The sequence below is a fragment of the Rhizobium sp. SEMIA 4085 genome, from assembly GCF_013004495.1.
Lineage (GTDB): Bacteria > Pseudomonadota > Alphaproteobacteria > Rhizobiales > Rhizobiaceae > Rhizobium > Rhizobium gallicum.
Genome location: NZ_JABEPH010000003.1, coordinates 36,310 through 47,640, shown reverse-complemented (window position 1 = coordinate 47,640; position 11,331 = coordinate 36,310). Strand labels below are relative to the sequence as shown.

The 11,331-nt window shown below is 60.5% G+C and carries 8 protein-coding genes and 1 pseudogene; 6 read left to right on the top strand and 3 right to left on the bottom strand.

Annotation, left to right across the window (positions count from 1 at the left end):
* Positions 1-21: 21 nt before the first annotated feature.
* The 6 genes and pseudogenes from glgC (at position 22) to C9413_RS32975 (ending at position 7,415) form a co-directional block, all read left to right on the top strand.
* Positions 22-1,284 (top strand): glucose-1-phosphate adenylyltransferase, encoded by a 1,263-nt coding sequence (gene glgC, locus C9413_RS00940; protein ID WP_039846105.1) that lies wholly within the window; start codon positions 22-24, stop codon positions 1,282-1,284.
* A gap of 4 nt (positions 1,285-1,288) precedes the next feature.
* Positions 1,289-2,731: a glycogen synthase GlgA gene (gene glgA / locus C9413_RS00935; protein WP_039846106.1), complete on the top strand. Its 1,443-nt coding sequence runs from the start codon at positions 1,289-1,291 to the stop codon at positions 2,729-2,731.
* A gap of 5 nt (positions 2,732-2,736) precedes the next feature.
* Positions 2,737-4,368 carry an alpha-D-glucose phosphate-specific phosphoglucomutase gene (locus tag C9413_RS00930; RefSeq protein WP_039846107.1) on the top strand — a complete coding sequence of 544 codons (1,632 nt, stop codon included), beginning with the start codon at positions 2,737-2,739 and terminating at the stop codon, positions 4,366-4,368.
* A gap of 10 nt (positions 4,369-4,378) precedes the next feature.
* Positions 4,379-6,358 (top strand): glycogen debranching protein GlgX, encoded by a 1,980-nt coding sequence (glgX, locus tag C9413_RS00925; protein ID WP_170250115.1) that lies wholly within the window; start codon positions 4,379-4,381, stop codon positions 6,356-6,358.
* 88 nt (positions 6,359-6,446) lie between these two features.
* Positions 6,447-6,935, top strand: coding sequence for a MaoC family dehydratase (locus C9413_RS00920; RefSeq protein WP_039846109.1), 489 nt, complete (start codon positions 6,447-6,449; stop codon positions 6,933-6,935).
* A gap of 73 nt (positions 6,936-7,008) precedes the next feature.
* Positions 7,009-7,415, top strand: a pseudogene (locus C9413_RS32975) (HIT family protein).
* A gap of 30 nt (positions 7,416-7,445) precedes the next feature.
* On the opposite strand, the gene C9413_RS00915 reads toward C9413_RS32975, so the two are convergent.
* The 3 genes from C9413_RS00915 to C9413_RS00905 are packed head-to-tail and all read right to left on the bottom strand — an operon-like array spanning position 7,446 to position 11,318.
* Complete coding sequence (locus C9413_RS00915) at positions 7,446-7,994, bottom strand: sarcosine oxidase subunit gamma (protein ID WP_039846111.1); 549 nt, start codon at positions 7,992-7,994, stop codon at positions 7,446-7,448.
* A complete protein-coding gene (locus C9413_RS00910) occupies positions 7,987-10,980 on the bottom strand; it encodes a sarcosine oxidase subunit alpha (RefSeq protein WP_039846112.1) in 2,994 nt (997 codons plus the stop codon). Before C9413_RS00910 ends, C9413_RS00915 begins: the two co-directional genes overlap by 8 nt.
* The gene (locus C9413_RS00905; RefSeq protein WP_039846113.1) at positions 10,977-11,318 is read right to left on the bottom strand and encodes a sarcosine oxidase subunit delta; all 342 of its coding nucleotides are present in this window, start codon (positions 11,316-11,318) and stop codon (positions 10,977-10,979) included. The genes C9413_RS00910 and C9413_RS00905 overlap by 4 nt, the downstream gene beginning before the upstream one ends.
* Positions 11,319-11,331 lie beyond the last annotated feature (13 nt).

Below are 11,331 nucleotides of genomic sequence, written 5' to 3'. Positions count from 1 at the left end.
GACTGGTGGGAGGAGTAGACAATGGTAGAAAAGCGCATTCAGCCACTTGCCCGCGACGCAATGGCCTATGTTCTGGCCGGCGGCAGGGGAAGCCGCCTCAAGGAACTCACCGACCGGCGCGCCAAGCCGGCGGTCTATTTCGGCGGCAAATCACGTATCATCGACTTTGCACTTTCGAACGCGCTGAATTCCGGCATCCGCCGCATCGGCGTCGCGACGCAGTATAAGGCTCACTCTCTGATCCGCCATATGCAGCGCGGCTGGAACTTTTTCCGGCCCGAGCGAAACGAGAGCTTCGACATCCTGCCGGCCAGCCAGCGCGTCTCGGAAACGCAATGGTACGAAGGCACTGCCGACGCCGTCTATCAGAACATCGACATCATCGAGGATTACGGCGTCGAGTACATGGTTATCCTTGCAGGCGATCACGTCTACAAGATGGATTACGAGTGGATGCTGCAGCAGCACGTCGATTCGGGCGCGGATGTCACCATCGGCTGCCTGGAAGTGCCGCGCATGGAAGCCGTCGGCTTCGGCGTTATGCATGTGGACAAGGCCGACCGGATCATCGATTTCGTCGAAAAGCCCGCCAATCCACCAGGCATTCCGGACAAACCTGATTTTGCGCTGGCGTCCATGGGGATCTATGTCTTCCACACCAAGTTCCTGATCGACGCATTGCGCCGCGACGCAGCCGATCCGAATTCCAGCAAGGATTTCGGCAAGGATATCATCCCCTATATCGTGAAGAACGGTAAGGCGGTCGCCCACCGCTTCGGCCAGTCCTGCGTCCGCTCGGATTTCGAACACGAACCCTATTGGCGCGACGTCGGAACGATCGAAGCATACTGGCAGGCGAATATCGATCTGACGGCGATCGTTCCGGAACTTGATATTTATGACAAATCCTGGCCGGTCTGGACCTATGCGGAAATCTCGCCGCCGGCAAAATTCGTCCATGACGACGAAGACCGCCGTGGCTCGGCAACCTCCTCGGTCGTCGCCGGCGATTGCATCATCTCCGGCGCCACGCTTCACAAAAGCCTTCTTTTCACCGGTGTTCGCGCTAACTCCTATTCGAAATTGGAGGGTGCCGTCGTCCTGCCGAGCGTGAAGGTCGGCCGGCGCGCGCAATTGAAAAACGTCGTGATCGATCATGGCGTCGTCATTCCGGAGGGCCTTGTCGTCGGCGAGGATCCGGAACTCGATGCCAAGCGGTTCCGGCGGACGGAAAGCGGTATTTGCCTGATTACGCAACCGATGATTGATAAGTTGGATCTTTAGACATATGAAAGTTCTTTCGGTTGCGTCCGAAGTCTTCCCTTTGATCAAGACAGGGGGCCTTGCCGACGTGGCCGGCGCCCTGCCAATCGCACTCAAGCGGTTCGGCATTGAGACGAAGACCCTCATGCCCGGCTATCCGGCAGTCATGAAGGTCATTCGCGATCCGGTCGTTCGCCTGCAGTTCGATGATCTGCTGGGAGCGCCCGCGACGGTGCTGGAAGTGGAATATGAAGGCCTCGATATCCTCGTTCTCGACGCCCCTGCATATTACGATCGCGCAGGCGGTCCCTATCTCGACCACACGGGCAAGGACTATGCCGACAACTGGCGGCGTTTTGCGGCGCTATCGCTGGCGGCTGCCGAAATCGCCGCCGGCCTGATGCCGGACTGGCGGCCGGACCTCGTCCATGCCCACGACTGGCAAGCCGCCATGACGCCGGTCTATATGCGCTACTATCCGACGCCCGAGCTGCCGACCGTTCTGACAATCCACAACATGGCATTCCAGGGTCAGTTCAGCGCCGACATCTTCCCGAGCCTGCGCCTGCCGCCGCATGCGTTTTCGACCGAAAGCATCGAATATTACGGTCATATCGGCTTCCTGAAAGGTGGCCTTCAGACCGCGCACGCGATCACCACCGTAAGCCCCACCTATGCCGAGGAAATCCTGACGAACGCGTTCGGCATGGGGCTGGAAGGTGTCATCGCCAGCCGTCGCGACGTGTTGCACGGCATCGTCAACGGCATTGATGCTGAAGTTTGGAATCCGGCAACCGATCCGGTCGTCCACACACACTACGGTGTCACGACACTTAAAAATCGCGAAGAGAACCGCAAATCGATCGCCGAATTTTTCCGCCTGCATGATGACCGCGCGCCGATCTTCAGCATCATCAGCCGCCTTACCTGGCAAAAGGGAATGGACGTGATCGCTGCGACCTCCGACGCAATCGTCGCCCTTGGCGGCAAGCTTGCCGTCCTCGGCTCCGGCGATCCAGCGCTTGAAGGCTCGCTGCTTGCCGCAGCCGCCCGTCATCCCGGCCGCATCGGCGTCTCGATCGGATATAACGAGCCGATGTCGCACCTCATGCAGGCCGGCTGCGATGCCATCATCATTCCCTCGCGTTTCGAACCTTGCGGTCTCACCCAGCTTTACGGCTTGCGTTATGGCTGCGTGCCGATCGTGGCACGCACCGGCGGTCTCAACGATACCGTGATCGATGCCAATCACGCCGCGCTTGCAGCGAAAGTCGCAACGGGGATACAGTTTTCTCCCGTCACCGCAGAGGGTATGTTGCAGGCAATCCGGCGTGCACTACATCTCTTCGCGGACCAAAAAGTCTGGACCCAATTGCAAAAGCAGGGCATGAAATCGGATGTCTCGTGGGAGAAGAGCGCCGAGCGCTACGCTGCCCTCTATTCAAGCCTCGCCCCGAAAGGCAAGTGACAGAAATGAACAAATCTGTATCCACAGCGCCCTACCAGGACCAGAAACCCGGCACGTCGGGTCTCAGGAAGAAGGTCCCGGTCTTCCAGCAGCCAAACTATGCTGAGAACTTCATCCAATCGATTTTCGATTCTCTGGAAAGCTATCAGGGCAAGTGCCTCGTCATTGGCGGCGACGGACGCTACTACAATCGCGAGGTCATCCAGAAGGCGATCAAAATGGCCGCCGCCAACGGCTTTGGGAAGGTCATCGTTGGCAAAGGCGGCATTCTTTCGACCCCGGCTGCCTCACACATCATTCGTAAATACAAGGCTTTCGGCGGCATTATCCTTTCCGCCAGCCACAATCCCGGCGGCCCGACCGAAGATTTCGGCATCAAATACAACGTCAACAACGGTGGGCCAGCGCCGGAAAAGATCACCGACGCGATCTATGCGCGCACCAGGGTGATCGACAGCTACAAGATCGCCGATTTCCCTGACGTGAACCTCGATCGCATCGGCAAGGAAGAACTGCCCGGCGGCATGATGCTTTCGGTCATCGACTCGGTCGAGGACTATACCGCGCTGATGGAGGAGCTCTTCGATTTCGGCGCGATCCGCAATCTGATCAGCCTCGGCTTCCGCATCGCCTTCGATGCGATGAGCGCCGTTACCGGCCCCTATGCCAAGGAAATCTTCGAAAACCGTCTTGGCGCGCCGCTCGGCTCGGTGCGCAATTTCATGCCTCTGCCGGATTTCGGCGGGCATCATCCGGATCCGAATCCTGTCCACTGCAAGGAACTCTATGACGAGATGATGGGCGAGGATGCGCCCGATTTCGGCGCCGCTTCGGACGGCGACGGCGACCGCAACCTCATCATCGGCCGCGGCATTTTCGTCACCCCTTCGGACAGCCTGGCGATCCTCGCGGCCAACGCCAATCTCGCGCCGGGATATTCCGGCGGCCTGGCAGGCATCGCACGCTCCATGCCGACCAGCGGTGCTGCCGACCGCGTCGCCGAAAAACGCGGCATCGGCATGTACGAAACGCCGACCGGCTGGAAATTCTTTGGCAATCTGCTCGATGCCGGCATGGCAACGATCTGCGGCGAGGAGAGCGCCGGAACAGGCTCCAGCCACGTCCGCGAGAAGGACGGCCTCTGGGCCGTACTCCTGTGGCTGAACATCCTTGCCGTCCGCGGCGAAAGCGTTCAGGACGTCGTTACCCAGCATTGGCAGACCTATGGCCGCAACTACTATTCCCGCCATGACTATGAAGGCGTGGATACCGACGCTGCAAACGGCCTGATCGATAGTTTGCGCAGTCAGCTTCTGGCCCTGCCGGGCAAGAACTTCGGCGGCTTGACCGTCGAAAAAGCGGACGACTTCGCTTATCACGATCCGGTCGACAAGTCGGTCAGCGAACATCAGGGTATTCGCATTCTTTTTTCGGGCGGCTCGCGTGTCGTGTTCCGCCTCTCGGGCACCGGGACGTCCGGTGCGACGCTACGCGTTTACCTGGAGCGGTACGAGCCAGATTCGACCCGGCACAACATCGAGACGCAGGAGGCGCTCGCCGACCTGGTCGCCGCCGCCGAAAGCATCGCGGACATCCGCAAGCGCACGGGCCGTGATGCACCTTCGGTGATCACCTGATCGGAGGCTCATGCGGGCGGACAACAGGGCTAAAGGGGGCGCGACCCTTTTCGAAACCGGCGTCGAATTCGCCGTCTGGTCGCAGCATGCCACAGAGATCCAGCTCTGCCTCTTCGATGAAACCGGCAACAAGGAACTCGCGCGCCTGCCGATGGCGCGCGAAAACGGCCATGTGCACCGCCTTTTCGTCGACGGTCTGAAGGAAGGCGCCTGTTACGGCTTTCGGGTCGACGGCATCTATGCTCCGGAAAACGGTCTCTGGTTCGATCCGTCCAAGCTTCTGGTCGACCCGTACGCCAAACTGCTCGACCGGCCGTTCCGCCACGATCCGCGTCTTGGCATCTTCGGCGAAGACACGCAGAACCTGATGCCGAAGGCGAAGGTGACCCGCGATACGAAAGTGACGCTGGCGAAACCCCTCTTCAAGCCAGGCGGTTTTATCTATGAAGTCGCGGTCAAACCCTTCACGATCCTCCACCCGGACGTTCCCGAGACGCCGCGCGGCACCGTCGCCGCCCTTGCCCATCCCTCGGTGATCGCTCATCTCAAGCGGATCGGTGTCGATGCCGTCGAGCTGATGCCGATCATCGCTTGGATCGACGAGCGCCATTTGCCGCCGCTCGGACTAACGAACGGGTGGGGCTACAATCCCGTTGCCTTCATGGCGCTCGATCCGCGCCTCGCGCCGGGCGGCATGGCCGAACTGCGCGACACGGTTGCGAAACTTCGGGCCGAAGGCATCGGCGTCATTCTTGACCTCGTCTTCAACCATACCGGCGAGAGCGACCGTTACGGCACGACGCTGTCGCTGCGCGGCCTCGACAATCTCTCCTTCTACCGGCATCTGCCCGGCCGGCCCGGCGAGCTTGTCAACGACACCGGGACCGGCAATACCGTCGCCTGCGATCATCCCTATGTCCGCCAGCTCATCATCGATAGTCTGCGACATTTCGTCCTCGGCGCCGGCGTCGATGGTTTCCGCTTCGATCTGGCGCCTGTTCTTGGCCGCACGGCAAACGGCTTCGAGACCCATGGAGGGACACTCTCGGCGATCCTCGACGATGACGTGCTCGCCGAGCGCGTCATGATCGCCGAGCCTTGGGACATCGGTCCGGGCGGCTATCAACTCGGCAATTTTCCAGCTCCCTTCCTCGAATGGAACGACCGCGTTCGCGACGATATCCGCAGCTATTGGCGCGGCGACGACTGGAAGACCGGGCCGCTCGCAACAGCACTGGCCGGCTCCTCCGACATTTTCCTGCGAAACGGCGGAACAGCGACTCGCAGCGTCAATTTCCTCGCTGCCCATGACGGTTTCACGCTGAAGGATCTCGTTGCCTACAGTCATAAGCACAACGAAGCGAACGGCGAGGAAAACCGCGATGGCCACAATGAGAACCATTCGTGGAACAACGGCATCGAGGGCGAAACGCGCTATCCCGATATCATCAAGAAGCGCCGTGGCGATCTGAAGGCGCTGATCTCGACGCTCTTTGCCAGCCGCGGCAGCATCATGCTGACGGCGGGTGATGAAGGCGGGCGAACACAGCGCGGCAATAACAACGCCTATTGCCAGGACAACGAAATTACCTGGGTCGACTGGGAGGCTCTGGATGAAGAATTGATCGCCCACACCGCCTTCGTGGCAGCATTGCGAAAGCGCTTCTCCGTCTTCTCCGAATCCGGCTTCTTTGACGGCAACGGCGATGTCGAATGGATATCCTCCTCGGGCAATGCGATGACCGTTGGAGAGTGGGAGACTGCCGATCTTTCCACGCTCGGCATGCTGCTCACAACGCGCGACCGCGACAGCCGCAGACAGGTTCGCCTGGCCGTGCTTTTCAACCGATCGAACAATGCGATAGACTTCGTCCTCCCGCCCCCAGACACTGCCGCCTGGCGGCTGTTGAGCCCGTCCGGCAATTCCGGGAAGCTTGGCGCGGCCGTGATCGTTCCGCCGCGGTCGGCCATCTTTTGCGTCGGGATTTGATTCAAGCCGCAACGAATCTGAATCGTTGTCGTAATTGTCATAAATCCACTGTAGCAATTGAGCAGGCGGCTTTTTTCATGGGGAATGTATGGTCAAGGAAATTTCGCTCGCGGAAGTCCGCGGGCTCATTGGCACGAAAACAGGGCTTTCAGATTGGATTCTTGTCGATCAGGCGATGATCGACGCTTTTGCGCACGCCACCAACGACCATCAGTTCATCCATACCGACCCGGCCCGCGCGACAACCGAAAGCTCCTTCGGCGGCACGATCGCCCACGGTTTCTTGACGCTCTCTCTGCTTTCCACAATGAATTACAATGCGTTGCCCAAAATCCGCGAGCAGACGATGGGCATCAACTATGGATTCGACAAGGTGCGCTTCATGGCGCCGGTCAAATCCGGCACCCGCATCCGCGGCCATTTCGTCCTCGCCGACGCACGCTTTCGCGGCGCCAGCATGCTGATGACCACATATGAAGTGTCCATCGAGATCGAGAACGAGAAGAAACCCGCGCTTACTGCGAACTGGATCACCATCATCCAGTTCGACCCGAAGGACCGGCCGGAGGAAACCTGAGGAGCAGGCTCTTTGGAAATCCCACACAGTTTAATGATATACTCGAAACCGGGAGCGGCTTGTAAACCACAGGATGAATTCGGCGTTGCCGGGTTATCTTATGGTCGGTTCCAAGGCGCCTGCAAGTGAACTTTCCGAATTACAGGCCAGCGCGCTTGCAGAACTCGGCCCGCTACTGGCAAAGGTCGAGGACGCGCTGCCACGGTTCTGCAGGCGCGGCGCGTCTACATCGGCCGATATGGACACGCCCCGGGCTACCGATCCATTTCCACATGGTTCCGATATATGATTGGGTGGAGACACTCTTTTGGGAGGATGCCCGATATCGGGTCCTTGAGGACCTTGCGGAATATCCCGCCAAGCCCCTGATGGCGCGGAGTTAACGCCGTTGGCATGGCGGGAATTTTGCGAACGACCCCGATCAAGGGCTCCTCCGTTTCAGCGGCCATTGAATTGCTGAAAGCGGCCCTGCGTCCTTAGCCGCTCTCGCGCGATTTCACGGCCAGCCTGTCAGTGCCCCGCATCTTCTGCCGCCTCGGCCAGCAGACCGAAGACATAGTCGGAAAACGATCGCCAGCATTCGATCCGGAACGTATCGTCCTCGGTGCGGAAGAACACGACTTCCGCCTTGCCGAACAGCGTGCGCGAGCAGGCGCCGACCGGAAATGTGCCTATCGACAGGTCCTGCGGGCAGCCGCCTGAAAGCGCGGCTTCGGCGCCGGGGCCAGAGACGATGATGCCGACATTGCGATGGGAGACATCCGTCGCCGAATGAAGGAGGCTGACACCTGATAACAAGGCCATCAGATCTGCGCCGTCGTCATCGATCACCAGCCATTCGTCGGGGCCGAGCCAGAGCACTGAGCGTCCGCCCTTGCGGCCCGAGGTTTTCGGCTTATCCGGGATCGAGAGGCCGAGAGCCGATGAAAGAGCTTTGAGCGAAGCTGAAGGCGCCCGTAGCGCCACCCGGCTCGCCGCAGGCGCAGGCGTCAGCCGCACAGTGGCAGAACCGCCGTGGCTGCCGGAAAGAGCGGATTTGCGAATTGCCACATCAACCATTGATCCGGCCTCCTTCTTTGTCAAAGAACACCATGTCCGTCACTTCAACGGCAATCGTCTTGTCGGGCATTGGTACATAAAGGGTCTCGCCTGTGCGCGCCCTTCCGCCAGCGACCAGCGCGAAGGCGATCGACTTGCCGAGGTTTTCCGACCAGTAGGACGAGGTCACATGACCAAGCATGGTCATCGGCTTCGGCTCGTTCGGATTGGCGACGATCTGTGCGCCCTCTTCGAGCACCAGCTTCGTATCCTTCGTGACGAGACCGACAAGCTGCTTGCGGCCTTCCCTGACGAGATCGGGACGCTTCAGCCCCCGAATGCCAACAAAATCGGTCTTCTTCTTGGAAACGGCCCAGGAAAGACCTGCGTCATCCGGCGTAACAGTGCCGTCCGTATCCTGTCCAACGATGATATAGCCCTTTTCGGCGCGAAGGACGTGCATCGTCTCGGTGCCGTAGACGCAGGCGCCAAGCGGCTCGGCATTTGCCCAGACCGCTTCCAGCACCGACTGGCCGAAATCGGCTGGAACGTTTATTTCGAAGCCGACTTCGCCAGTAAACGACACTCGGAAGAGGCGCGCAGGTACGCCGCAGACCTTGCACTCGCCAACGCTCATATGCGGGAAGGCCTCGTTGGAAATATCGAGCCCCTCAACGAGCGGCGCAACGATCTCGCGCGCCTTCGGACCTTGCACGGCAATCACAGCCCATTGCTCAGTAACGGAGGTCAGCCACACCTTCAGATGCGGGAACTCCGTTTGCAGATAATCTTCCATGTGATGAAGAACGCGCGGCGCGCCGCCTGTCGTCGTCGTGACATGGAAACGGTCATCTGCAAGACGCCCGACAACGCCGTCGTCGTACACGAAGCCGTCTTCGCGGGTCATGATGCCATAGCGGCACTTGCCGGGTTTCAGCGTGTCCCAGGCATTCGTGTACATCAGGTTCATGAACTCGGCCGCATCCGGGCCGACGACCTCGATCTTGCCGAGCGTCGAGGCATCAAAAACGCCTGCGATATCGCGAGCCGTTTTGCATTCGCGGGCAACTGACTGATGCATCGTCTCGCCGGCGCGCGGATAAAACCAGGCACGTTTCCAGTTTCCGACGTCTTCGAACACAGCGCCATGTGCCGCTTCCCACTGATGCATCGGCGTCTTACGCGCGGGATCGAAGAGCTCGCCGCGCGAATGGCTGATCAGCGTGCCATAGGTGACCGGCGTATAGGGCGCACGGAAGGTCGTGAGGCCGACCTGCGGGATTTCCTTGCCGAGCATTTCGGCGGCGATCGCCAGACCGTGCATGTTGGAGAGCTTGCCCTGGTCGGAGGCCATGCCGTTCGTCGTGAAGCGCTTGATGTGCTCGATCGAGTGCATCCCTTCGCGCACCGCAAGACGGATGTCCTTGGCGCAGACATCGTGCTGGAAGTCTATGAAGGCCTTGGCGCTCGTCTCCGGGCCGGCACCTTCGGCAGCACCGATCATACCTCCGGTCCAGTCATAGGCCTGCTCGGCCGAGACGCTAATCTTGCCACTGCCCGATTTTCCGACGGCTTGCGCCATCAGCTCGCCGGCCGCAAGAGACTCTTCGATCGTCTGCTGCAGGCCGTCGGTGCCGTTGCAGGCGCCGACCGACAGGCAGTCCTGCGCATAGGTGCCCGGCAGGAAGCGCTGGCTTTCCGGCTCGAACTTCACCTTGCCGCGCGACTGCGAGAAGAGGTGCACCGACGGGGTCCAGCCGGCCGAAACCAGCAATGCGTCGACCGCAATCTTGCGCGGCGAGCCGCCGCCGTTGCGGGCGACGGTCATCGATGAGACGCGGAGCTTTCCCGAAGTATTGATGACCGATTGTCCAGCCAGCACCTCGATACCGAGCGAACGCGCTTCGGCAAGAACTGCAGCCCCCGGCGTCTGGCGGCAATCGACGATCGCAGTGATTGCCACGCCGGCACGCTTCAGGTCGAAAGCGGCTTCATAGGCCGAGTCATGGGCGGTGTAGACACCGACCTTGGCTCCGACGGCGACACCGTAGTGGTTCAGGTACATGCGCGCGGCAGACGCCAGCATGATGCCCGGACGGTCGTTGTTTCGGAATACCATGTGCCGTTCGATTGCACCGCTGGCGAGGATTACCCGCTTGGCGCGGACCTGCCAGAGACGCTCGCGCGGCAGGTCACGGCCTGGCTTGGCGATATGGTCGGTCACGCGCTCGGCAAGAGCGATGAAATTATGGTTGTAGTAGCCGAAGGCCGTCGTGCGGGTCAGAACCTGCACGTTGTCCATCGCCTTCAGCTTGGCAGCCGCCCGCTGCGCCCAGACGTAGCCTTCGATGCCGTCGATCTTCACGCCGCAGTCAAAGCGCAACGCACCGCCGCATTCCGCCTGCTCGTCGCAGATGATGACGCGGGCGCCCGCCTCAGCCGCGGCAAGGGCAGCGGACAGACCGGCAACGCCCGCGCCGGCGACGAGCACGTCGCAATGCGCATAGCGGCTTGCGTAGTGATCCGGATCGCCTTCCGTCGGCGCGACGCCGAGACCGGCGGAACGTCGGATGAGCGGCTCATAGACATGCTTCCAGGCGGCCTTCGGCCACATGAAGGTCTTGTAGTAGAATCCCGCCGCAAAGAACGGCGAAAGCAGATCGCTTATGCCACCGACGTCAAAAGCAAGTGACGGGAAGCGGTTCTGCGACTTGACGATCATACCGTCGAAGACTTCCTGAACCGTGGCGCGCACGTTCGGCTGCTTTCGCGCCGAGTCTCGGGCAACGTCAATCAGCGCATTCGGCTCTTCCGCACCGGCTGAAAGGATGCCGCGCGGGCGGTGGTACTTGAAGGAGCGGCCGACGAGATGCACGCCGTTGGCGATCAACGCCGAAGCGACGGTGTCGCCTTCGAGCGCGGTATAGCTCTTGCCATCGAAAGTGAAGCGGGCGGTTCTCGCCGGCGTCAGGCGTCCCTTGCCTGGAATTCGGTTCGCGCCGCTCATTTCGCCTCTCCTTCCGTCGCTTCATAGGTTTCGACGGGGGCGTGCGGGACGCTCGCAGCGCCTATTTCAGGCTTTGGCTCGCCTGCCTTGTAGGTCATGATGAATTTGTCGCTGATGGTGTCGCGCGCTGCATTGAAGAAACGGCCGCAGCCGTGGATGTGCCGCCAGCGTTCGAAGATCAGACCCTTCGGGTTGTCGCGCATGAAGAAATACGCCTCGAATTCCTCGTCGGAAATCGAAGCGATAGTCTGGGGCCGCGCAATATGCGCGTCGCCAGCGCCACGGAATTCGAGCTCGGAGCGCTCTTCCTGACAGTATGGGCAGTAGATCAGTAGCATTGGATTCCCTTGT